Origin of the sequence: Methylocella sp. CPCC 101449 (assembly GCF_031921685.1) — a bacterium.
In the GTDB taxonomy this organism is placed as follows: Bacteria; Pseudomonadota; Alphaproteobacteria; order Rhizobiales; family Beijerinckiaceae; genus Terripilifer.
Genome location: NZ_JAPDHU010000002.1, coordinates 1219526 through 1240217, shown reverse-complemented (window position 1 = coordinate 1240217; position 20692 = coordinate 1219526). Strand labels below are relative to the sequence as shown.

The window sequence follows — 20692 nt, the reverse complement described above, 5'->3', positions numbered from 1 at the left end:
CTTTCAGGCTCTGGATCGGAGGATGGTGCCCGGCGGTGGGTGCCGCCGGGCCGCCGATCTTATTTCTTCAGGAGAGCGCAGGTGCTTTCCGACAGCGGCGTGAAAGCCTGCTCGGCCGGAATGGTGGAGACGAGCTTGTAGTAGTCCCACGGGCCCTTGGATTCCGACGGCTTCTTCACTTCGAAGAGATAGGCCGGGTGAATCTTGCGGCCGTTCGCTTCGATCTTGCCCTTGCCGAACAGCGGATCGTCGGTCGGCATTTCCTTCATCTTGGCGACGATCTTGGCGCCATCGTGAGAATTACCACCCATGGCTTCGAGCGCCTTGAGATAATGCAGCACGCCCGCATAGACGCCGGCGTGAACCATGGTCGGCATCTGCTTGTTGCGCATGCGCTCCTGGAATTTCTTGGCGAAGGCGCGGGTCTGATCGTTGGTGTCCCAATAGAAGGATTCGGTGAAGTTCAGCCCTTGCGCCACGTTCAGGCCGAGCGAATGCACGTCGCTGAGGAAGAGGAGGAGCGCGGCGAGTTTCTGGCCACCGCTGACGATGCCGAATTCAGCGGCCTGCTTGATCGTATTGGTGGTGTCGCCACCGGCATTGGCGAGGCCGATGATCTTGGCCTTGGAGGCCTGGGCCTGCAGCAGGAAGGACGAGAAGTCCGAGGAGTTCAGCGGATGTTTGACGCTGCCGAGCACTCTGCCGCCACCGGCTTTCACCACGGCGGTGGTGTCGCGTTCGAGCGCCGCGCCGAAGGCATAGTCGGCGGTGATGAAGAACCAGCTATCGCCGCCGGCTTTCACCAGCGCGCCGCCAGTGCCGTGCGCCAGCATATAGGTGTCATAGGTCCAGTGCACCGTATTGGGCGAGCACTGCGAATTGGTCAGATCGGACGCTGCGGCGCCGGAATTGATGTAAACGCCGTTCTTCTCGCGCACGATATTGTTGACGGCCAGCGCGACGCCGGAATTCGGCACGTCGACGATGATGTCGACCTTCTCGACGTCGAACCATTGGCGCGCGATATTGCTGCCGATGTCAGGCTTGTTCTGATGATCGGCAGAAATGATGTCGATCTTCCAGCCTTTCTGCGTCAGGCCTGAATCCTCCGCCGCCATCTGGGCGGCGAGCGTCGAGCCCGGGCCGCCGAGATCGGCATAGAGGCCGGATTGGTCGCTGAGCGCGCCGATCTTGACGGTCTTGTCTTGAGCCAGCGCGGCGCTGCCGGCGCAGGCGAGGGCGGTCGTGAAAAGCAAGGCTGAAAATGCTTTGATCATGGTCTACTCCTTCAACCACTCCCTGAGGCGCGTCCGCTCTCCGTCTTTTAGACGCCGAGATAGACGTGCAATTTCTCCATATTGTCTTGCAGCTTGGCGTTGCTGAAATGGTCGATCACCTTGCCGTGCTCGACGACATAGAAGCGATCGGCAACGGTCGAGGCCCAACGGAAATTCTGTTCGACCAGCAGGATGGTGAAGCCCTGCGACTTGAGCCGCGCGATGGTGTTGCCGATCTGCTGAATGATGACGGGCGCCAGGCCTTCGGTCGGTTCGTCCAGCATGAGGAAGCGCGCGCCGGTGCGCAGGATGCGGGCGATAGCCAGCATCTGCTGTTCGCCGCCGGACAGTTTCGTGCCCTGGCTGTTCAGCCGCTCCTTCAAATTGGGGAACAGTTCGAAAATCTGATCGAGCGTCAAGCCGCCGGGCTGCACCATCGGCGGCAGCATGAGGTTTTCGCGCACGTCGAGGCTGGCGAAGATGCCGCGTTCTTCCGGGCAGATGGCGATGCCTTGTCGGGCGATCTTGTCGGAGGCGGTGCGCACGATGTCCTTGCCGCGAAAGCGGACGGAGCCCGTGCGCTTGCCGATGATCCCCATGATCGATTTCAAGGTCGTGGTCTTGCCGGCGCCGTTGCGTCCGAGCAAGGTCACCACCTCGCCCTCGCGCACGTCGAAATCGATGCCGTGCAAAACGTGGGATTCGCCATACCAGGCTTCGAGATTGCGCACCGACAGAACGAGATTGGCGTTATCGGTCGCATCCAGACCGGAAACAGGCGTCGCGGTCTCAAGCATGGCCGGCTCCCAGATAGGCTTCCTTGACGCGTTCGTCCTTGGTCAGTTCGGCATAATTGCCTTCCGCCAACACACGGCCGCGCGCCAGAACGGTGATCCGATCGGAGAGATTGGCGACGACGCTGAGATTATGTTCAACCATGACGATCGTATATTTGGCGGAGATGCGCTTGATGAGGGCGGCGATCTTGTCGATATCCTCATGGCCCATGCCGGCCATCGGCTCGTCGAGCAGCATCATCTCGGGATCGAGCGCCAAGGTGGTGGCGATCTCCAACGCGCGTTTGCGGCCGTATGACATTTCGACCGCCTGCGTCTCGGCGAAGGCGCTCAAGCCGACGTCGTTCAGCAATTCCTTGGCACGATCGTTGAATCGGTTCAGCACGCTCTTCGAGCGCCAGAAGTCGAACGAGTCGCCGTGCTGGCGTTGCAAGGCCACGCGCACGTTCTCAAGCGCGGTCAGGTGAGGGAAGACGGCTGAGATCTGGAAGGAACGCACGAGGCCGAGCCGGGCGACATCGGCCGGTTTCATGGCCGTGATGTCTTGCCCCTTATAAAGAATCTGACCGCGCGTCGGAGTGAGGAACTTCGTCAGCAGGTTGAAACACGTGGTCTTGCCGGCGCCGTTGGGGCCGATCAGGGCATGAACGCTGCCTCGCTTGATACGCAGGTTCACGTCATGAACCGCGACGAAACCGGCAAACTCCTTGGTCAGCCCTTGGGTTTCAAGAATGTAGTCTTCTGCCAATCACATCTCTCCCAACCACCGCTCGGCATCGGAGAGGCAACGTCATCGCGACATCGCATGTGCCTTCCCCAGCACGTTTGATGTCGGTTGCTGCTAACGCCGCCCTTCGTCTCCCTCTCGGCCGCAACACCATCTGGCAAGCTATTCGTTCTGCTTTTTTAAAATGGCCTGCTCTGAGACCACTACACCAGCGCCATCGGCGCTTAGGGCTTTGTCCTGCCTCGTCGTGAACCGTTGGCAGTGTGGATGACGAAACTCATCAGTGCAAGGCGTCTCCAAGGTTCCGGGTCCTGGGTTCCCGACCCACGCGGGTGAGGGCGTGCCCAGCCTTGGTAAGCCGGTCTTTGGCGGCCTGCGAATTGGCAAATAGTCTGATTGAACCTGACAAAGCTTTTGGGTCGGATCGTTCGTTGGTTCCCATCGGGCTGTCGGCGGCTCTGAGAACGTGTGGAGGGCTCTATGACCGGAAGACTTTTGTCGGCTGTCGCCGCCTGCAGCCTGTTGCTGGGTGGTTCCGCCTGGGCGCAAGGCGTCAAAATCGGCATCCTTAACGACCAGTCCGGCGTCTATGCCGATTATGGCGGCAAATGGTCGGTGGAAGCGGCCCGAATGGCGATCGAGGATTTCGGCGGCTCAGTTCTTGGGCAGAAGGTGGACCTCGTGACCGCCGACCACCAGAACAAGCCGGATCTGGCCGTCAGCATCGCCCGCAAATGGTATGATGTCGATGGCGTCGACATGATCACCGAATTGACGACGTCCTCGGTCGCCTTGGCTGTCCAAGATTTGACCAAGCAGATGAAGAAGATCGACATCGTCATCGGCGCGGCGACCTCGCGCATCAGTGGCGATGCCTGTTCGCCCTATGGGTTCCATTGGTCTTTCGACACCCGCTCATTGGCGGTGGGCACGGGAGGTGCCTTGACCGAACAGGGCGGCAACACCTGGTTCTTCCTGACAGCCGACTATGCCTTCGGCTATTCGCTGGAAGAAGACACTTCGGCTATTGTCAAAGCCAAGGGCGGCAAAGTGCTGGGCTCGGTGCGCCATCCGCTGAATTCGTCCGACTTCTCGTCCTTCCTGTTGCAGGCGCAAAGTTCGAAGGCGAAGGTCATCGGTCTCGCCAATGCCGGTCTTGATACGATCAATTCGATCAAGCAGGCGTCGGAATTCGGCATCGTCGCCGGCGGCCAGAAAATGGCAGGCTTGCTGATGACCCTGGCGGAAGTGCATGGCCTCGGCCTCCAGGCGGCGCAGGGCCTGGTGCTGACAGAATCCTATTACTGGGACCGCGATGACAGATCGCGCGCCTTCGCCGAGCGCTATTTCAAACGCACCGGCCGCATGCCGAGCATGATCCAAGCCGGCACCTATTCGGCGACCTTGCAATATCTGAAGGCAGTCAAGGCGGCCAACAGCAAGGACAGCGAGGTCGTGGCGAAGAAGCTGCGGGAGATGCCCGTCGATGACGATGTGTTCAACGGTGGCAAGGTGCTGGCCAATGGTCGCATGGTGCATGACGTCTATCTGTTCGAGGTCAAGAAGCCGGCGGAGTCGAAGAGGCCGTGGGACTATTACAAACTGCTCGCCACGGTGCCGGGCGATCAGGCCTATCCGAGCGCGGCGGAAAGCGGGTGTCCGCTGACCAAGTGAAGCGTGATCTAGGAATGAGAAAGCCCGGTCAGACCGGGCTTTCCTTTTTATGCATCACGCTGCACGCTTCGCTTCTTCGGGCCGCTCCCATTCCTCGCGATGGTCATAGACCCAGGCGAAGCTCGGCGCGAAACGCAGGAAGAGTGGCATCAGTAAACTCTGGATGAAGCTGATCACCGGGCCATGCCGTTTGCTGTTGCCGCTGTGGCGGCCGAAGGCGATCACCTTTTCGGTGCGTTCGCGGCGCTTTTCGAGGAAGGTTGCGAAGGCCATCTCAGTGGTTGGCGCGTCGCGCAGCTCGCGCGCCATGACGAGGGCATCTTCAAGCGCCATCGAGACCCCTTGGCCCGAATGCGGGCTGACCGCATGGGCGGCATCGCCGATCAAGGCGATCCGGCCCGACGACCAGGTCGCCAGCGAGGGCATGTCGAAAATATCGAGCGGCGGGATCACGCGGGTGGTTTTGGCGAGCATGGCGCGAATGTCGGGCGACCAGTTGTTGCCCGCCGCCAGCAGCGCCTGCATGCCGGCATCACCGATGAGCGCTGCGCGGCTTGCGGCATCGAGCGGCGTGTCGCGGGCAAGCGCATACCACCAGAAAGCGCCGTCAGAGGTGCCGCGATCACCAAAGGCATAGCCGATGAAGGCTTTGGTGCCATAGACGAGATGCATCACATGTTCGCCGTTGGGTTCGACATTCGGCACGGCGCTATTGGGCAGGAAACCGCCGGCACCGACGAGGCCGGTGAAGGCAGGCTCCGGCGCGTCAGGTAGAATGCAGCGGCGCACGCGCGAGCGGATGCCGTCGGCGCCAATCAGGATGTCGCCTTGCGCCGCGCTGCCATCTTCGAATTTTGCGCTCACACGCGTGCCATCGTCGTCGATCGCGGCGAGACGCTTGCCGTAATGAATGGCGATGCCCCGCGCGGCGGCCGCCTCTAGCAGCATCGCGTGAAAGACCGCGCGGGATAAAGCGATAGCGGGACGGCCGGCACCGGCGGTCTGGCCGTAGGCCATGGTGCCGAGCAGGCGACCCTTCGGCGTATGAAAGGCCATGCTCGTGATAGGCGTGCCGGCGTCGGCAACCCGATCGGCGAGCCCGATCTCAGCCAACACGTTCATACCGTTGGGGGCGATGCAGATGGCGCCGCCAATATTGGCCAATTCGGCATGGGCCTCATAAATCGTCGAGCGGATGCCGGCCTTGTCGAGGAAGAGGGCCAGCGCCGGCCCGGCGATACCGCCGCCGACGATCAGGACATGGTTTGGGGGTAAGCTTTTGTGAAAAGAGGGCATTTTGGGCTCCGAAGAAGCAACTGGCGGTTGTGCGGTGGACGAGGTATGCTGAATATCTTATAATTAGATAATCAAACTATTAGAGTGTCAAGCAAAATGCGCGCGGAAACCATTCAGGCTATCGGTACGGCGATGGAGCTGTTTCAGGAGGCGACGGATGCCTTCGACGATACGGCGGCGGCGGCGCTCGGCCTCAATCGAACCGATCTCAAATGCGTCAACATCATCGTCCGGCACGGGCCGGTTGCGGCCGGCGATGTCGCCAAACTTACCGGGCTGACGCGCGGGGCCATGACCACCGCGCTCGATCGGATCGAGCGGGCCGGTTATGCCCGCCGCAAGCCCGATCCCGCCGACCGGCGTGGCGTGCTGATGGAACTGACCGAGAAGGGGCGCGAGGCCCTCGATGCGATCTGGGGCGTTTATATCCGGGAGGCCGATCAGTTCTTCGCCGATTATTCGGTGGCGGAATTGCAGACGATCCACCGCTTCCTCGAACAAGGCCGCCAGGTTCAGGACGCCAATCGCGAACGGGTCAGCAAATTGCGGTTCGAGGCTTAGGTTTTCGCCGCGTCGAAGCGCGTCATTTGATGCATTGTCGTCAGAAGCCGGCGCTAGAGTAAACGCGAACGACAGAGGAGCGGGATATGCGGTTGGTTCTCTTCGTCAGCCTTTTGCTGGGCTTCATCTCGACGGCCGACGCCAGGCCGGCGGATTGTTTGCTGGAGGTGCAGGGGCGGCGCGTCATCGATGGCGCCTGCGATTTCACCGCCATGCCAGATGGCTCGTTTCAAATCTCGGCGAAGCGGGGGCAAAACATCGAATGGTTTGCGCAGGTCCAGGTGAGTGAGCGCAACGTCGCGCAAGGCTATTGGAACGGCGAGGCTGGCGCGCGCCACGCCCATTACAATCTCGGACAATTGCAGGCTTCAGGAGCATGCTGGAGCAATGCAACGGCGCGCGTCTGCGCCTGGAAGATTGGCGAGCGGCGCAATCTGTCATCTTCGACTGGTGGCCGACCGCCGGTGAGTTTTCCGAGCGGAACGATTTATGCCGATGCGCGCGATAGCTTGCAGGTGCTGGGCTGGAAGCCCGCGCCGCCCGAGAAGCCCGAGACCTGTTTGAGTGATGATGGCCGCTGCAAAGGCCGGCCTGAAACCTGGGCTTGTTCAGGCACTGGTCTTGGGCATTGTCTTTATGTCTGGCGACGCGGCGATACGTTGGTCGAGATCGTGACGCAAGACGAAGAGGTGAGTCAGCAAAAGGTGACGTCCATCCGCTGCCGAGCGGGATGCTGACGATCAAGGGTCTCACTGCCCTTTGATCAAACCAAGATCACCCGTGCTTCTCGAGATAAATGGCGATCTTGCTTTTGATGTCGGAGATCGGTCCGTGAAGGTGCCCGTTGCGCTCCAAGATGTCGATCATCTGAAAGCGCTGAAAGGGATTTTCTGAATCGATGGCCTCTCCCAAGCGGCTGTAATGGGAGCGAATGAGCTTTTCTTTCGTTTCGATCAGCACCGCCCAATCGGCTTCATTCCACTGATCGCGCCTGAATTTGCGCATGTTCAGGGAGGCGGCATTCTGCGCTGTTCGACGGATGTAAGACGGCAATGGATTGTCGTGCATCGTCAGCCCTCGTCGCCGGCCACGTTAGCAATCCAAAGTTGCAAGCGGAAGGGCTTTGAGCTGCCAACCAAATACTGTATACAGTCCGCGCCTTTTGGGGAGGAAAAGGAGTTTTCAGTATGAGTTTGACCGCTTGGGTTTTATTCGTCGCTGTACTGATTGCCGCCTACACAGTGCTATTTGAAAGTGGGAGCCGATCCGCAAAATATAATGCGGTGGTCATCGAAACGGCGGCTCCGTAATCAACTGATAGCTCATGCAGAAGCATGAGGCGTCGTCGGGTCGCCTCAGGGCGCTTTCACTCGCCGCCGCCTTCCATCCACTTGATGAAGGGGAACATCGGGATGATCCAGCCGATGCCGAGCAAGGCGAAGCCGATGCCGCGCAGCACCGCATGGGCTTCCTGGAACACGCGGGCTTGCGCCAGCGCCATGGCGACGAGCGCATAGACGACCACGAAGGCCAAAACCACCGCCGCGCCGATCAGTTTCCGCGTCCGCCGTTTCATGATCCACTGCTGTCCAATTGAGGTGCGACGTGACGTCCGTGGACGCCCGCGCGCCAAGGGCTTATCTCTCCGGGCGCTTTAAAGCAAAACGCGTCTCGATAGAAATGCATTTTGCTCTTTCGTATGTCTTTGTTTTGATGCGCCTTTGCAGCGGCCAGGCAGGCCATGCGGCAAAACGCACCCAGCGCGGAATTCAACCATGACCTCGCAGACGGTCGCTTCGCCTCTTCATTCCACAACCGACGTTTCGGGCGGGCAGACCGCCATGCGGGTCTGGCTGTGGGGCGTCGCGCTGCTGGTGTTCGCCATGGTTCTGGTCGGCGGCGCGACGCGGCTGACGGAATCCGGCCTGTCGATCACCGAATGGAAGCCGGTGCTGGGCGCCATTCCGCCGTTGTCGGAAGCGGCGTGGCTGGCAGAATTCGAGCGATACAAGCAGATTCCGCAATATTCTCAGATGTTTCCCACGATGGCGCTGAGCGACTTCAAGTTCATCTATTACTGGGAATGGTCGCACCGGCTGCTCGGCCGCCTGATCGGCATCGCCTTCGCGCTGCCGCTTCTCTGGTTCTGGCTGCGTGGGCAGGTGAAGGGCAAGCTGCGCTGGCAACTCCCGGCGGTGCTGGCGCTCGGCGGTTTGCAAGGGGCTGTCGGCTGGTGGATGGTGGCCTCCGGCCTCGCGGGCCGCACGGAAGTGGCGCCCGAACGGCTGATGATCCATCTGATCCTCGCCTCGATCACCCTCGTGGCCCTGGTTGCCATCGCCGTCGGCCTGTCGGGCAAGAGCGACCGGGATGCGAGGGCCAAACGCGGTGGCTTGATCTTGCTCATCGCCGTTCTATTGCAGATCGCGCTCGGCGCGCTGGTGGCCGGTTCGCGGGCCGGTCTGTCCTACAATAGCTGGCCATTGATGGACGGTTCCTTCGTGCCAAACTTCATGTTCCGCACCGATCTCGAGCCGACTTGGCGCAATTTCTTCGAGAACGTCACCATCGTGCAATTCCAGCATCGCATGTGGGCCTATGCGCTGCTCGCCATCGCGCTCTGGCATGCCTTCAGCCTGCGCGCCACGCTCGCCGCCGGCCGCGCCTGGCTGTTGCTGGGCATGGTTATCGTCCAGGCGGGATTGGGCATCGCCACTCTGCTGCTGGTGTTTCCTGAAGGCCGTATCCCCATCGGCTGGGCGTTGGCGCATCAGGGTTTTGCCATGTGCGTGCTGATCGTCGCCACCGTACATTGGCGGCGGTTGGCGGTGGCGAAATCCTGAATTGCCAGAGTCGTTTAGCGGCTCGCGTTGAGATTTTGATTCAATCGGCGCCCTGCAGGCCATTGCGATAAGCGGCGATACGTTCCAGCAGCTTGTCCGGCTTCTGGCCGATCATCGACGTGTTGACGGTGATTGCCGGCGGCTTTGGCTTGCGGATGCCGCCTGTGTCGACGGCCGTGCCGGCGATGCTGAGGTTGGACTTCATCACGCTGACATTGCCGATCTCCTGCCAGGGGATCGTCATCTGCTTGAGGCCGACGCCCTTGCTGAAACCGGTAATGCCCTGCGCCGACAGGCTGAGCGGCGACAAACCGCTGAGCCAGCGGCGCAGAAAAATGCCGCCGCCGAAAGCCGTCACCGCGGCCAGCAGAGCCCAGAAGCCAACGCGCACCGACACCGGAAAGTCGTGCATCAGCTCGCCGAACCAGGCATGGCGCCCGTGCGGATGATCATAGAAATGCGGGTTGAGCGACAGCCAGGCCATCCAGGCGAAACCGCCGGCGAGAACCAGAAACAGCAAAAGCCAAAGAGACATACGAAAAGGTTTGAAAGGGAAATGGAGGGCTTCGTTCATTTTTCCTGCTTGCTGGAATGGGGCGCTTCACACGACCGGCACGCCGATCACATAAGGGTGGATGGCGACCATCGCCCCGGCGGCGATCGTGCCCGCGATGACGGCTATGGCGTCGCCCTTGGTGAAACTGGCGCTGGCCGGCGCGCCGAGGTCGCCACGCTTCTTCACGGCGATGCGATCCCACACCGCCCAGGCGAGCAGCGAGCCGAACAGGAGGATGCCGCCGAGATCGCCATTGGCGAGCAGATGCGCGAAGGCCCAGATCTTGATGGCGACGAGCATGGGGTGATGCAGCCACCCCTTGATCTTGCCCGGCGGCGCATAGGTCGCGATGATGGCGATGAAGGCGAGCCAGACGAGGGGGATCGCCAGATGCCGCGTCCAGACCGGCGGATCCCAGATGGGAATATAGCCGGCAGCGCGATAGCTGCCGAAACCATAGACCATGAGGATCAGGCCGACGGCCGAGACGAGGGAATAGAGGCCCTTGTAGCCGTTCTCGCCAAAGCGCGCGATCAGCCCGGCGCGGGTTTCGCGCAAAGTCGTCAGCGTATGGGCGCCGAGAAAGATGATGAGGCCGAGGATCAGGATTGCCATGTCATCACCTCTATAGGTTCTATCGTGGAAGAAGCAGGCTTTGCATCGCGGTTGGCGGGATCGATATCCGGCCGACGAAGGGCCGATCATGCGCCAGGATGACGAAATAGGCAGCCGATGCGACCAGGACATAAATATACGAGGCGACGATCTGCATACGGAAGGCGTGACTGTTGCAGACAATGATGGCGAGAAGTGTGGAGGTCGAGATCAGCCACATGGCGATCCATTGTGCCCATGTGATGCCGGCATTGGAGGCGGCGAGGCGGGCCAGGCGGGCGTGGCGGATATCGAGAAGCTGGTTGAGCAACGGTGTGTAGGTCGCCAAACGAGCCAGTGACACGTGCTGTTGCGAGAGAGAGCCGATCGCGTCCAGCAAATGCTTTTCCGACTGGTCGAAGACAGCATCGTCGAGCGGCATGGCTTTGGCCATGGCGGGCCAATCGATCGCGACGACATCCTTCAGATAGGCTTGCAAATCGCCTTTCAGCTTCGACTGCACATCGTCGGGGAGACTGACCAGAAGAACCATCGCGTTCTCGATCGAGTCGGCCTCGCGTTGCACGGCGTTGCGCGCCGAAAGCGCATCGTTCCATATGCCGGCTGCTGAAAACGCGACGATCAGAGCAAAGAGACCGCCGCAGGCATTGATCAGGGAATCCCGGATCGGTAGGGGTTCGCCAAGCGCGTAACCGAGCCGGGGGATGAGGAAACGAACGAGAGCGATCAAAAGCCCGCAGATGATGATGCTAATCGCCAGGACGACGAAAAACATCACGATCAACGGCAACTGATGAAAGGCGACGAACATGCGGGACCTACAGTGATTTACGACGCCTGTCGTCGCCGGTTCGTCTTCCTGAAATCGTCGGCGATTGCCGGATCAACCGGCAACCGCGCTGTTTCGCCGGAGTTTAGGTCGCGGCAAGGCCCTGTTCAAGGTCGGCGATGATGTCGGCCGCGTCTTCGATGCCGATCGACAGGCGCACCACGTCCGGTCCCGCGCCGGCAGCGACCTTCTGATCGTCGCTCAACTGGCGATGGGTGGTCGAGGCCGGGTGGATGACCAGCGACCGCGTGTCGCCGACATTGGCGAGATGCGAGAAGAGCTGCAGGTTTTTCACCAGCGCGATGCCCGCGTCATAGCCGCCCTTGAGGCCGAAGGTGAACACAGCGCCGGCGCCCTTCGGACAATATTTCTGCGCCAGATTGTAATAGCGGTCGCCCTTCAGGCCCGGATAGGAAACCCATTTCACCGCCGGATGGCCGGAGAGAAATTCCGCTACCTTCAAGGCATTGTCGGAATGGCGCTGCATGCGCAGTGGCAGGGTCTCGATGCCGGTCAGCACCATGAAGGCATTGAACGGCGACAATGCGGGGCCGAGATCGCGCAGGCTGAGCACGCGGCAGGCGATGGCGAAGGCGAAATTGCCGAACGTCTCACCTAAAGTCATGCCGTTATATTCCGGACGCGGTGCCGAGATCATCGGATAGCGCTTGTCGGCGAGCCAATCGAACGTGCCGCCGTCGACGATGACGCCCGCGATGGAATTGCCGTGGCCGCCCATGAATTTCGTCGCCGAATGGATGACGATGTCGGCGCCGTGTTCGAAGGGACGGAGCAGATAGGGGGTCGCCAGCGTGTTGTCGACGATCAGCGGCACGCGGGCGCGCTTGGCGATCTTGGAAATCGCTTCGATGTCGACGATGACGCCGCCGGGATTGGCGATGGATTCGATGAAGATCGCCTTGGTGCGCGGGCTGACGGCGGCTTCGAACGAGGCGAGATCATCGGGATCGGCCCATTTGACGTTCCAGCCGAAGTTTTTCCACGAGTGGTTGAACTGGTTGATCGAGCCGCCATAGAGCTTATTCGCGGCGATCACTTCGTCGCCCGGTTGCATCAGCGCATGAAAGGCGAGGAATTCGGCGGCGTGCCCTGAGGCGACGGCGAGTGCCGCCGTGCCGCCTTCCAGCGCTGCCACCCGCTCTTCCAACACCGCGTTGGTCGGGTTGGTGATGCGCGTATAGATGTTGCCGAACGCCTGCAGGCCGAACAGCGAGGCGGCGTGATCGACATCGTCGAAGACGAACGACGTCGTCTGATAAATTGGGGTGGCGCGCGCGCCGGTGGCCGGATCGGGCTGGGCGCCGGCATGGACGGCGAGGGTGGAGAAACCAGGGGCAGGCGTATCGGTCATGGCACCTCGCGGGGATTTCATAAAACAGGACGCTTTGTTCTTTTTATAGAACAGATGGCGCGCGTCAATCGCCATCCGGCCGGGCCTGTGGAAGCCGCCCACCTTAGCTGGCGGCCATGACGGGCGGAAGGCGGAGACGTTCTCATGCAAAGGCTTGCAACCTCTTGACCGCGCAACAGGGACGAGAGAGACCGCCATGACGCGCTTGACGCGTCTTTACGGTTTTGACGATGTCAAACCGCAAAACGCTATGGGGCAAATCGAGGAGGGACGATTGACGGACGGCAAAGGCACGATCGTACTGGTGCACGGCGCGTGGTTCGGCGGCTGGGTATGGCGCGATGTGGCGCGGCTGCTGCGCGCGGAAGGGTTTGACGTCACCACGCCGACGATGAGCGGGCTTGGCGAACGCCGGCATCAACTTGCTCCCGACATCGATCTGTCGACCCACATCGTGGACATCGTCAATCACATCGAAATGGAAGACCTGCGCGACGTGACCTTGGTCGGCTGGAGCTATGGCGGCATGGTCGCCAATGGCGTTTTGACGCGCGTCAAGGACCGCATTCGGACTTTAGTCTATTTCGACGCCTTCGATCCGAAGGATGGGGAGTCGCTCGCCGATCTTGTGAACAACCAGCTTGCGCACGACTTGGACAAGGCGGGGCAGCCCGTGCCGCCGCCCGATCTGGCGCAGCGCTGGAGCGTGACCGACGAAACCTTGTTGGCTTTGTGCGCGACGCGCATCGGACCGCATCCGGCCAAGACCATGACCGAACCCGTCAAGGGCTTCCGCGAACGTCCGCAAGGGGTGAACTACGTCTATGTCTGGTGCGGAGCCAATCCGGCTTCGTCGTTCGCGCCCTTCTACGCGCGCGCCAGCAAAGACCCGCAATTCGCTTTCGTCGAGCGCCTGCCGCATGACCATGTGGTGGCGCTGACGCATCCAAAGGTATCGGCCGACGTGATCGCCAAGGCGGCGCGTCTCTGACGACGTTTTAGAACACGAGGAATGCAAAGGAGTGGCTGTGGAAATGGATCAGGACGTGCTCGACCGTATCGCCGTGCGCCAGCTTGTCGACAATTGGGTGCTGTGGCGCGATGCCGGCTATTGGGAGAAGTTCCGCACGGTCTGGCATCCGGATGGCAAGATGTTCGCCACTTGGACGCAGGGCACCGGCGATGAATTCATCGCCATGAACAAGAAGGCCTGGGCTGCTGGCGTGAGCATTCTGCATTCGCAGGGCGCGCATACGTCGGAGATCCGTGGCAATCGCGCCATCGCCGAAACCAAGATGCATATTTCTCAGCGCGACACCGTGCACGACATTCTCGTCGACGTGGTCTGCGTCGGCCGCTTCTACGATTTCCTGGAGAAGCGCGACGGCAAATGGGGCTTCGTGCTGCGCCAGCCGATCTATGAGAAGGATCGCATGGACCCGGTGCGGGCCGGCGAGAAAGTGCCGCTCGACGAAAAACTGCTCAACTCCTTCCCCGAGGGCTATCGCCATCTCGCCTACATCCAGTCGAAGATTGGTTTCCCGGTGAAGACCAACATGCCGGGGCTGAAGGGCGAGCGCGTCGAGGCGCTTTATGCAGCGGGCGAAGAATGGCTGGCCGGCAAGCCCCTGTCTTGGGGCCACGATTGATTGGGCCCGACTAATCAGAACACGAAAGAGATCACGTTTCTTTGAGGGGATAGTATGCGCGAGCTCGACGAAAACAGCATTACGCCGGCGGTGATTGAGCGCTTCGCCAATGCGCCGAATGCGCGGGTGAAAGAAGTTTGCACCTCATTGGTGAAGCATCTGCACGACTTCGTGCGCGACGTGCGCCCGACGGAGGAAGAATGGGGTTTCGCCATCGACTTCCTGACGCGCACGGGCCAGATCTGTGACGACGTGCGGCAGGAATTCGTGTTGCTCTCCGATACGCTTGGTGTGTCGACCCTGGTCGATTCCATCAACCATCCGGTGCATGGCGACATCACCCAGTCGACGGTGCTGGGGCCGTTCTGGACGGCGCAGATGCCTGACTGCAAGATGGGCGACGACATCCACGGCAATATGAAGGGCGAGCCGGCCTATATCTACGGCACGTTGCGCTCGGAGGATGGCACGCCGCTCGCCAATGCGCAGATGGACGTTTGGCATTCCGACGACGACGGTTTCTATGACGTGCAGCAGATGGAAAAGCTGGGCGGGCCGGGCGGTCGCGGTCGCTTCAAGACCGATAGCGAAGGCCGCTATTTCTTCTGGTCGATCAAGCCGACCTGCTATCCGGTGCCGACCGATGGTCCGGTTGGTGAAATGCTGCGCGCGCAGGGCCGTCATCCGATGCGGCCTGCGCATCTGCATTTCATCTTCACGGCCGCAGGCCATCGCCGGCTGGTGACGCATATCTTCGACCCGACCGACAAATACATCGATTCCGATGCGGTGTTCGGCGTCAAGGAATCGCTGATCCGCGAATACAAGGAACATCCGCCGGGCAAAGCGCCCGACGGCAAGGTGATGAACGAGCCCTTCGTCACCATCACCTATGATTTTGTAATGGCGAAGGAAGACAAGAAGGCGGCGTGAGCCAAGCGCCTGGTGTCATACCGGACACGCCAACGGCGTGATCCGGTACCCAGGGGCAACCGCTTCTGTCTAAATCGTTTTATCGCACGCTCCTGGATCCCCGATCACCTGCTGCGCAGGTGTCGGGGGATGACACCAAGAGTGCCGCGTTGCTTTACTTGATATCGATCTTCGCCACTTCCGCCACCTTGTTCCAGGCGACGATGGCTTCGTCGAGTTTCTTCGTCATGAAGGCCGCATCGCCCTTCACCGGCACGCCGCCGTTGTTGAGCAGGAAGTCGGCATAGGCTTTCGAGCCGGCCGCCTGCATGAACCAGTTGGCCAGTTTGTCGAGGATCGGCTTCGGCGTGCCGGTCGGTGCCCACATGGCCCAGATCGGCGTCGTGTCGGAGGTGCGGTAGCCGAGCGAGTCCATGGTCGGCACGTTCGGCATGGCAGGATTGGCGGCGGCCGTCGTCACCGCGAGCAGTTTCACCTTGCCTTGCCGCTCCTGGCCGCTGGCATAGAGCGTGTCGACGAAGACGAAATCGAGCTGGCCGGCGGACAGATCGCGCACCGCATCGGGCGTGATCTTGTAGGCGACGGGCGTCATGTCGAGGCTGGCGCCGGAGGTATAGGCGACGGAGGCGGCGAGCCCGACGGTGGTCGCCCAGCCATAGGTGGCGCGCTTGCCTTTGGCTTTGAGATATTGGGTCAACTCGGCGACATTTTTCGAGGGATTGTCCGGGCCGATCGCCAGAGCGAAACCGTTTTCGTGCAGAGCGGCTATTGGTACCAGTTCCTTCTTCACGTCGAAGGGAACGGGCTTATAGAGCGCCGCATTGCCGGCCGTGGTGGCGGTGGAGGCGAGCAGCAGGGTGTAGCCGTCTGGCTTGGCCTTGGCGCCGGCATCAACGGCGATATTGCCGGAGGCGCCGGGCCGGTTGTCGACGATGAAAGTGGCGCCGTTGGTGATCTGGCGAAGCTGTTCGAGCAGGAAGCGGGCGGGAATGTCGGCACCCGATCCAGCGGCGAAGCCAAGCATGATGCGCACGGGCTTGTCGGGATAGTTGTCTTGCGCCTGCGTCGACGTCATTTGTGCTGTCAGGCCGGCGGCCATGGCCGCGACGACCGCCACGATGCGTGCAAATCTCATTGTCCCCTCCCAGGATTTTGGGAAGGATCACAGGCTTCCTGCCATCGGTCAACCGGAAAACCATCTAGGCGCTTGTCCATCACCGATCCGTGCAGAACAATCGCCGATCAGGGTAGGACGACGAGCCGGAGAGGGCGATGGCGAACCTCAGTTTCGTGACGGGCGCGACCGATGGGCCACTGATCGAGGAAACGATTGGGCGCTATTTCGACGAGGTCTGTGCCCACCATGCCGATCGCGAAGCTCTGGTCTCGCGCCATCAGAACATCCGGCTCACCTATGGCGAGCTACGCGCCAAGGTCGATGCGCTGGCCTGTTCGTTCATGCGCCTGGGCTTTGCCAAAGGCGATCGGCTGGCGATCTGGTCGCAGAACAATGTCGAATGGGCGTTGACGCAGTTCGCGACGGCGAAGGCCGGGCTCATTCTGGTCAACATCAATCCAGCCTATCGCCGGGCCGAGTTGGACTATGCGATCAACAAGGTCGGCTGCCGTGGCATCGTCTTGGCCGCGTCCTTCAAGACGAGCGACTATCTGGCCATGTTGGGCGATCTTGCGCCGGAGTTGCGGGACTGTCCGCCCGGCGCTTTGCAGGCGGCGCGGTTTCCAAGCCTCAAATGGGTGTTTCGTCTCGGCACCGAGCACACGCCAGGCATGGCGAATTTCGACGATCTGCTCGTTGCGCCGAGCGAGGCCGAGTTGGCGGCGCTTCAAGCCCGTGGCCGCGAACTCAGCGCGCAAGAGCCCATCAACATTCAATTCACCTCCGGCACGACGGGGGCGCCGAAGGGCGCGACACTGAGCCATCGCAACATCCTCAACAATGGCCGCTTCGTCGGCGATGCGATCCGTCTCGCTCCCGGTGATCGCCTGTGCATTCCCGTGCCGCTCTACCATTGCTTCGGCATGGTGATGGGCAATCTCGGTTGCCTCACCCATGGCGCGACCATGATCTATCCGGCGGAAGCGTTTGAGCCGCGTGCCGTTCTGGAGACGGTGGCGCAAGAACGCTGCACGGCGCTTTACGGCGTTCCCACCATGTTCATCGGTGTGCTCGATCACCCGGATTTCGCCACGTTCGATGTCTCCAGTCTGCGCACGGGGATCATGGCGGGCAGCCCTTGCCCGATCGAGGTGATGAAACGCGTCATCAGCGAGCTGCATATGCCGCAGGTGACCATCGCTTACGGCATGACGGAGACCTCGCCCGTCTCTTTTCAGAGCGGCGTCGACGATCCGCTGGAGCGGCGCGTCTCCACCGTCGGGCGCATCCAGCCGCATGGGGAGGTCAAGATCGTCGATGTGGACGGCAACACCGTGCCGTGCGGCGTCTCGGGCGAATTATGCGCGCGCGGCTATCTCGTCATGCGGGGCTATTGGGACGATGCCGAGCAGACCGCCAAGGCGATCGACAGCGATGGTTGGATGCACAGCGGCGACCTCGCCGTCATCGACGACGAGGGCTATTGCAACATTGTGGGGCGTATCAAGGATCTGGTGATCCGGGGCGGCGAGAACATCTATCCGCGGGAGATCGAGGAATTTCTCTATCGCCATCCCAAGATCAGGGATGTGCAGGTGATCGGCGTTCCCGATCGCAAATATGGCGAGGAGTTGTGCGCCTGGATCATCGTGCGCGATGGCGTCACCTTGATCGACCAGGACGTGCGCGACTTCTGCCAGGGGCAGATCGCCCACTACAAGATTCCGCGCTATCTGCGCTTCGTCGAAGCCTTCCCGATGACCGTCACCGGAAAGGTGCAGAAATTCATCATGCGCGAGCAGATGAAGAAGGAGCTAGGTCTGGCGGAGGATGAAACGGCATAAAGCCCGGTCCTGCTGAAAACAGACCGGGCTTTAGAAAATTACTTTTTGGCCTTCGCCTTCTTGGCCCGCTCGATCGCCTCGACGATGAGCTTGCGGGCGGCGTCCGCATCGCCCCAGCCTTTGGTCTTCACCCATTTGCCGGGTTCGAGATCCTTGTAGTGCAGGAAGAAATGCTCGATCTGCTGCAGGGTGATCTCCGGCAGGTCGGTGTAGTTCTTCACGCCCTTGTAACGCTGGGTCAGCTTGTCGGAGGGTACGGCGATGATCTTTTCGTCGCCGCCGGCCTCGTCTTCCATCATCAGCACGCCGACGACGCGGCAGCTCATCACGGCGCCGGGGACGATGGCGCGGGTGTTGGCAACGATCACGTCGCAGGGGTCGCCGTCTTCCGACAGGGTGTGCGGGATGAAGCCGTAATTCCCCGGATAGCGCATGGCCGTATAGAGGAAGCGATCGACGACGAGGGCGCCGGAGTCCTTGTCCATTTCATATTTGATCGGTTCGCCGCCGATGGGGACTTCGATGACCACATTGACGTCGTGGGGCGGATTTTTGCCGATGGCGATGGCTTCAATATTCATAATGCTTCCATATGCAGGACCCGTGCCCAAAATGAGATTGCCTCCGGGCGCGAGCCATCGTGATGCCGCCGTTGTAGCCGGTGCGGAGCCGGGCATAACGGCGACGTTAGTAGCAGGCGTTACGGCAAGGGATTAGGGCTTGCCGTTCATCTTGATAAGCTGATCCTCGAGCTTGCCGAGGGTCTTCATGGTGGCGAGGGCTTCGGCGACCGAGCAGTTCGGCGTGCGCTTTTCCTGGATCGCGGCAATGAATTCGCGGTCCTGGTTCTCGAAACCGTTCATCGAGGGGGCGACGCCGGCCAGATCGATCTTCTTGCCGAAGCCGTCGGTCAGGTCGTCGTAGAAGGAGACCCAGGTGCCCTTGTCGCACATATAGCGGTAGGGCGAGCCGATCGGGCCTTCGTCGTTAAAGGAGAGCGACAGCACGCAGACCGAGCCCTTCGGCGTCTTCATGATGATGCCCATGTCCATGGCGATCTTCAGTTCCGGATGGTACGGGCCCTGGACCGCATAGGCTTCCGAGACCTGTTCGCCGGTCTGGTAGGAGAACAGATCGACGGTGTGGCAGGCGTGGTGCCACAGCAGGTGGTCGACCCAGGAGCGGGCCTGGCCGAGCGCGTTCATGTTAGTGCGGCGGAAGAAGTGGGTGTGGGCCTGCATCTGCTGCAGGAAGACGCCTTCCTCGCGCAGTTTCTTATGCATCAGCTGATGGCTCGGGTTGAAGCGGCGGACGTGGCCGGCCATGGCGGTGACGCCGGTTTCTTTCTGGACGCGGACGATGCGCTCGGCGTCGGCGACGGAATCGCACATCGGGATTTCGATCAGCACATGCTTGCCGGCGCGCATGGCGGTCTCGGCCTGGTCGGCATGGATCTGGGTCGGGCCGGTGATGATGACGGCGTCGACGTCCTTGCGGTTCACCGCCTCTTCGAACGAGGTGAGGGCGTTCGGCACATTATATTCTCCGGCAACCTTGTCGGCGCCTTCCTGGGTACGGCTCTGCAACACCGTCACGTCCGAACCCTCGATCGCCTTGATGGCTTTCAGGTGAGCGACCGCCATCGCGCCGTTGCCGCTAATGCAAAACCTCATTGTCATTTCCTCGCTTCAACAGGGGCCGTGACGGGGAAACCGGTCGTAATCTGCGAAAAGTCCAAGTTTTCCGTCAAGCTTACCGTCCGGCCGGAGATACAGGCGGGCGGATAGCATGGCGGGGCCGAAATAGGAATGCCGCTTCCGCGCGGTCCTTGTCGCGGCGGCTTGTTCCTTGAAATCGTTCGTATTGTTTCGGCCTAGGTATCGGTCCTTTAACTTTAGTTCCCTTAGAAATGAAGCATGCCGGACGAACGGTCCGGGAGCATGAAGGGCCGGGGTCGTGGCGCTAGCACAGGGTGCAAAAGAGTTCGGCAATCGCAGGCCAGGGGGCGCTGCCGCGCCGCGCGCGGTCAGCAAAAGCAGTGGCGCGCGGATCGGCGCCAGCATGACCGAGGTCTTCGAGGAGCAAAATCGCAGCCGCTTGTTCATTTTCGGCGGTGCCGCCGTGGCGCTGCTTCTGGTCGGCTGGACCTATATGACCTTGTTCTCGACCCAGTCGATCGAGAACAAGGTGCTGACCAGCCCCGAGGAATGCGCCTCCTTTGGTTCGGTCGGCCTCGACGAATGTCGCGAACTTTGGCGGCAGGGGCTCGTCCAGCATGCCAATACGGCTCCGGCCTATGAGACCGCCGCCGCTTGCGAACGCAATCACGGCCAGGGGCGTTGTGTCGTGGCTTCGCGTTCGACCATCGCCGACCGGCAGGGCAAGTTTATTCCGGGCATGGTGGCGATCATGCCGGTTAACTCTTCGCGTGGCTGGACGGTGACGCCGCTTTATCGCGATCCGGGCGACGGTCCGGAGCAATGGCGCCAGGTTATTTCCTAAAATCGTCAATTATATTAGCCGGATAATTCCTCTTTCTGATGTATCGAGCCGGGGTTCTGGTGCTTGCTTCATGTAGTGCTTGAACCGGCCCAGTCGTCGG

22 protein-coding genes are annotated in these 20692 nt (G+C 61.1%); 9 read left to right on the top strand and 13 right to left on the bottom strand.

The genetic code is table 11. The features are described from left to right. Positions 1 to 59 precede the first annotated feature (59 nt). From OIM99_RS16680 to OIM99_RS16670, 3 genes are read right to left on the bottom strand one after another with little or no spacing between them, the layout of a single operon-like run. Positions 60 to 1277, bottom strand: a complete 1218-nt coding sequence (locus tag OIM99_RS16680) for an ABC transporter substrate-binding protein (RefSeq protein WP_311851566.1) — start codon at positions 1275 to 1277, stop codon at positions 60 to 62. A 47-nt stretch (positions 1278 to 1324) separates the two neighbouring features. Beyond that, positions 1325 to 2074, bottom strand: a complete 750-nt coding sequence (locus OIM99_RS16675) for an ABC transporter ATP-binding protein (RefSeq protein WP_311851565.1) — start codon at positions 2072 to 2074, stop codon at positions 1325 to 1327. Then, positions 2067 to 2822, bottom strand: a complete 756-nt coding sequence (locus OIM99_RS16670; RefSeq protein WP_311851564.1) for an ABC transporter ATP-binding protein — start codon at positions 2820 to 2822, stop codon at positions 2067 to 2069. The genes OIM99_RS16675 and OIM99_RS16670 overlap by 8 nt, the downstream gene beginning before the upstream one ends. A 459-nt stretch (positions 2823 to 3281) precedes the next feature. On the opposite strand from OIM99_RS16670, the gene OIM99_RS16665 reads away from it, so the two are divergent. Beyond that, positions 3282 to 4475 carry an ABC transporter substrate-binding protein gene (locus OIM99_RS16665; RefSeq protein ID WP_311851563.1) on the top strand — a complete coding sequence of 398 codons (1194 nt, stop codon included), beginning with the start codon at positions 3282 to 3284 and terminating at the stop codon, positions 4473 to 4475. 54 nt (positions 4476 to 4529) lie between these two features. On the opposite strand, the gene OIM99_RS16660 is transcribed toward OIM99_RS16665, so the two are convergent. Further along, positions 4530 to 5771, bottom strand: a complete 1242-nt coding sequence (locus OIM99_RS16660; protein WP_311851562.1) for an FAD-dependent monooxygenase — start codon at positions 5769 to 5771, stop codon at positions 4530 to 4532. 96 nt (positions 5772 to 5867) lie between these two features. Here OIM99_RS16660 and OIM99_RS16655 point away from each other — a divergent pair, with 96 nt between their 5' ends. Continuing rightward, on the top strand, positions 5868 to 6332 hold the full coding sequence (locus OIM99_RS16655; protein ID WP_311851561.1) for a MarR family transcriptional regulator: 465 nt from the start codon (positions 5868 to 5870) through the stop codon (positions 6330 to 6332). Positions 6333 to 6418: 86 nt separating this feature from the next. After that, positions 6419 to 7069 (top strand): hypothetical protein, encoded by a 651-nt coding sequence (locus tag OIM99_RS16650; RefSeq protein WP_311851560.1) that lies wholly within the window; start codon positions 6419 to 6421, stop codon positions 7067 to 7069. Positions 7070 to 7106: 37 nt separating this feature from the next. Here the strand turns inward: OIM99_RS16650 and OIM99_RS16645 are convergent, their stop codons facing one another. Then, positions 7107 to 7400, bottom strand: coding sequence for a hypothetical protein (locus OIM99_RS16645; protein WP_311851559.1), 294 nt, complete (start codon positions 7398 to 7400; stop codon positions 7107 to 7109). Positions 7401 to 7698: 298 nt separating this feature from the next. After that, entirely contained in the window at positions 7699 to 7908 is a 210-nt protein-coding gene (locus OIM99_RS16640) for a DUF2842 domain-containing protein (RefSeq protein WP_311851558.1), read from the bottom strand. A gap of 199 nt (positions 7909 to 8107) precedes the next feature. Here OIM99_RS16640 and OIM99_RS16635 point away from each other — a divergent pair, with 199 nt between their 5' ends. Continuing rightward, positions 8108 to 9175, top strand: coding sequence for a COX15/CtaA family protein (locus OIM99_RS16635; protein ID WP_311851557.1), 1068 nt, complete (start codon positions 8108 to 8110; stop codon positions 9173 to 9175). Positions 9176 to 9215: 40 nt separating this feature from the next. On the opposite strand, the gene OIM99_RS16630 is transcribed toward OIM99_RS16635, so the two are convergent. From OIM99_RS16630 to OIM99_RS16615, 4 genes are all read right to left on the bottom strand, one after another. After that, the gene (locus OIM99_RS16630; RefSeq protein ID WP_311851556.1) at positions 9216 to 9710 is read right to left on the bottom strand and encodes a hypothetical protein; all 495 of its coding nucleotides are present in this window, start codon (positions 9708 to 9710) and stop codon (positions 9216 to 9218) included. A 66-nt stretch (positions 9711 to 9776) separates the two neighbouring features. After that, positions 9777 to 10346 (bottom strand): NnrU family protein, encoded by a 570-nt coding sequence (locus OIM99_RS16625; RefSeq protein WP_311851555.1) that lies wholly within the window; start codon positions 10344 to 10346, stop codon positions 9777 to 9779. A 19-nt stretch (positions 10347 to 10365) separates the two neighbouring features. Next, positions 10366 to 11157, bottom strand: coding sequence for a hypothetical protein (locus tag OIM99_RS16620; protein ID WP_311851554.1), 792 nt, complete (start codon positions 11155 to 11157; stop codon positions 10366 to 10368). Between the two features lie 103 nt (positions 11158 to 11260). Further along, on the bottom strand, positions 11261 to 12547 hold the full coding sequence (locus tag OIM99_RS16615) for an O-acetylhomoserine aminocarboxypropyltransferase (protein WP_311851553.1): 1287 nt from the start codon (positions 12545 to 12547) through the stop codon (positions 11261 to 11263). Positions 12548 to 12743: 196 nt separating this feature from the next. On the opposite strand from OIM99_RS16615, the gene OIM99_RS16610 reads away from it, so the two are divergent. From OIM99_RS16610 to OIM99_RS16600, 3 genes are read left to right on the top strand one after another with little or no spacing between them, the layout of a single operon-like run. Further along, positions 12744 to 13538, top strand: coding sequence for an alpha/beta hydrolase (locus tag OIM99_RS16610; RefSeq protein ID WP_311851552.1), 795 nt, complete (start codon positions 12744 to 12746; stop codon positions 13536 to 13538). Positions 13539 to 13581: 43 nt separating this feature from the next. Further along, positions 13582 to 14196, top strand: a complete 615-nt coding sequence (locus OIM99_RS16605; RefSeq protein ID WP_311852277.1) for a nuclear transport factor 2 family protein — start codon at positions 13582 to 13584, stop codon at positions 14194 to 14196. A 54-nt stretch (positions 14197 to 14250) separates the two neighbouring features. Beyond that, a complete protein-coding gene (locus tag OIM99_RS16600) occupies positions 14251 to 15129 on the top strand; it encodes an intradiol ring-cleavage dioxygenase (RefSeq protein ID WP_311851551.1) in 879 nt (292 codons plus the stop codon). Between the two features lie 154 nt (positions 15130 to 15283). On the opposite strand, the gene OIM99_RS16595 is transcribed toward OIM99_RS16600, so the two are convergent. Continuing rightward, the gene (locus tag OIM99_RS16595) at positions 15284 to 16264 is read right to left on the bottom strand and encodes a tripartite tricarboxylate transporter substrate binding protein (protein ID WP_311851550.1); all 981 of its coding nucleotides are present in this window, start codon (positions 16262 to 16264) and stop codon (positions 15284 to 15286) included. Between the two features lie 137 nt (positions 16265 to 16401). Here OIM99_RS16595 and OIM99_RS16590 point away from each other — a divergent pair, with 137 nt between their 5' ends. After that, entirely contained in the window at positions 16402 to 18090 is a 1689-nt protein-coding gene (locus OIM99_RS16590; RefSeq protein ID WP_311851549.1) for an AMP-binding protein, read from the top strand. A 38-nt stretch (positions 18091 to 18128) separates the two neighbouring features. Here the strand turns inward: OIM99_RS16590 and ppa are convergent, their stop codons facing one another. Further along, entirely contained in the window at positions 18129 to 18671 is a 543-nt protein-coding gene (ppa, locus tag OIM99_RS16585; RefSeq protein WP_311851548.1) for an inorganic diphosphatase, read from the bottom strand. Positions 18672 to 18803: 132 nt separating this feature from the next. After that, complete coding sequence (locus OIM99_RS16580; protein WP_311851547.1) at positions 18804 to 19763, bottom strand: Gfo/Idh/MocA family oxidoreductase; 960 nt, start codon at positions 19761 to 19763, stop codon at positions 18804 to 18806. 388 nt (positions 19764 to 20151) lie between these two features. On the opposite strand from OIM99_RS16580, the gene OIM99_RS16575 reads away from it, so the two are divergent. Further along, positions 20152 to 20592 (top strand): DUF1190 domain-containing protein, encoded by a 441-nt coding sequence (locus tag OIM99_RS16575; protein ID WP_311851546.1) that lies wholly within the window; start codon positions 20152 to 20154, stop codon positions 20590 to 20592. Positions 20593 to 20692 lie beyond the last annotated feature (100 nt).

Bases quoted from the DNA above. Each gene is read 5' to 3' on its own strand.
- OIM99_RS16635 (WP_311851557.1), top strand. From the start codon at position 8,108: ATGACCTCGCAGACGGTCGCTTCGCCTCTTCATTCCACAACCGACGTT.
- OIM99_RS16645 (WP_311851559.1), bottom strand. From the start codon at position 7,400: ATGCACGACAATCCATTGCCGTCTTACATCCGTCGAACAGCGCAGAAT.
- OIM99_RS16605 (WP_311852277.1), top strand. From the start codon at position 13,582: ATGGATCAGGACGTGCTCGACCGTATCGCCGTGCGCCAGCTTGTCGAC.
- OIM99_RS16675 (WP_311851565.1), bottom strand. From the start codon at position 2,074: ATGCTTGAGACCGCGACGCCTGTTTCCGGTCTGGATGCGACCGATAAC.
- OIM99_RS16650 (WP_311851560.1), top strand. From the start codon at position 6,419: ATGCGGTTGGTTCTCTTCGTCAGCCTTTTGCTGGGCTTCATCTCGACG.
- OIM99_RS16630 (WP_311851556.1), bottom strand. From the start codon at position 9,710: ATGTCTCTTTGGCTTTTGCTGTTTCTGGTTCTCGCCGGCGGTTTCGCC.
- OIM99_RS16610 (WP_311851552.1), top strand. From the start codon at position 12,744: ATGACGCGCTTGACGCGTCTTTACGGTTTTGACGATGTCAAACCGCAA.
- OIM99_RS16600 (WP_311851551.1), top strand. From the start codon at position 14,251: ATGCGCGAGCTCGACGAAAACAGCATTACGCCGGCGGTGATTGAGCGC.
- OIM99_RS16620 (WP_311851554.1), bottom strand. From the start codon at position 11,157: ATGTTCGTCGCCTTTCATCAGTTGCCGTTGATCGTGATGTTTTTCGTC.
- OIM99_RS16655 (WP_311851561.1), top strand. From the start codon at position 5,868: ATGCGCGCGGAAACCATTCAGGCTATCGGTACGGCGATGGAGCTGTTT.
- OIM99_RS16595 (WP_311851550.1), bottom strand. From the start codon at position 16,264: ATGAGATTTGCACGCATCGTGGCGGTCGTCGCGGCCATGGCCGCCGGC.
- OIM99_RS16640 (WP_311851558.1), bottom strand. From the start codon at position 7,908: ATGAAACGGCGGACGCGGAAACTGATCGGCGCGGCGGTGGTTTTGGCC.
- OIM99_RS16660 (WP_311851562.1), bottom strand. From the start codon at position 5,771: ATGCCCTCTTTTCACAAAAGCTTACCCCCAAACCATGTCCTGATCGTC.
- OIM99_RS16590 (WP_311851549.1), top strand. From the start codon at position 16,402: ATGGCGAACCTCAGTTTCGTGACGGGCGCGACCGATGGGCCACTGATC.
- OIM99_RS16575 (WP_311851546.1), top strand. From the start codon at position 20,152: ATGACCGAGGTCTTCGAGGAGCAAAATCGCAGCCGCTTGTTCATTTTC.
- OIM99_RS16680 (WP_311851566.1), bottom strand. From the start codon at position 1,277: ATGATCAAAGCATTTTCAGCCTTGCTTTTCACGACCGCCCTCGCCTGC.
- OIM99_RS16580 (WP_311851547.1), bottom strand. From the start codon at position 19,763: ATGAGGTTTTGCATTAGCGGCAACGGCGCGATGGCGGTCGCTCACCTG.
- ppa (WP_311851548.1), bottom strand. From the start codon at position 18,671: ATGAATATTGAAGCCATCGCCATCGGCAAAAATCCGCCCCACGACGTC.
- OIM99_RS16615 (WP_311851553.1), bottom strand. From the start codon at position 12,547: ATGACCGATACGCCTGCCCCTGGTTTCTCCACCCTCGCCGTCCATGCC.
- OIM99_RS16625 (WP_311851555.1), bottom strand. From the start codon at position 10,346: ATGGCAATCCTGATCCTCGGCCTCATCATCTTTCTCGGCGCCCATACG.
- OIM99_RS16665 (WP_311851563.1), top strand. From the start codon at position 3,282: ATGACCGGAAGACTTTTGTCGGCTGTCGCCGCCTGCAGCCTGTTGCTG.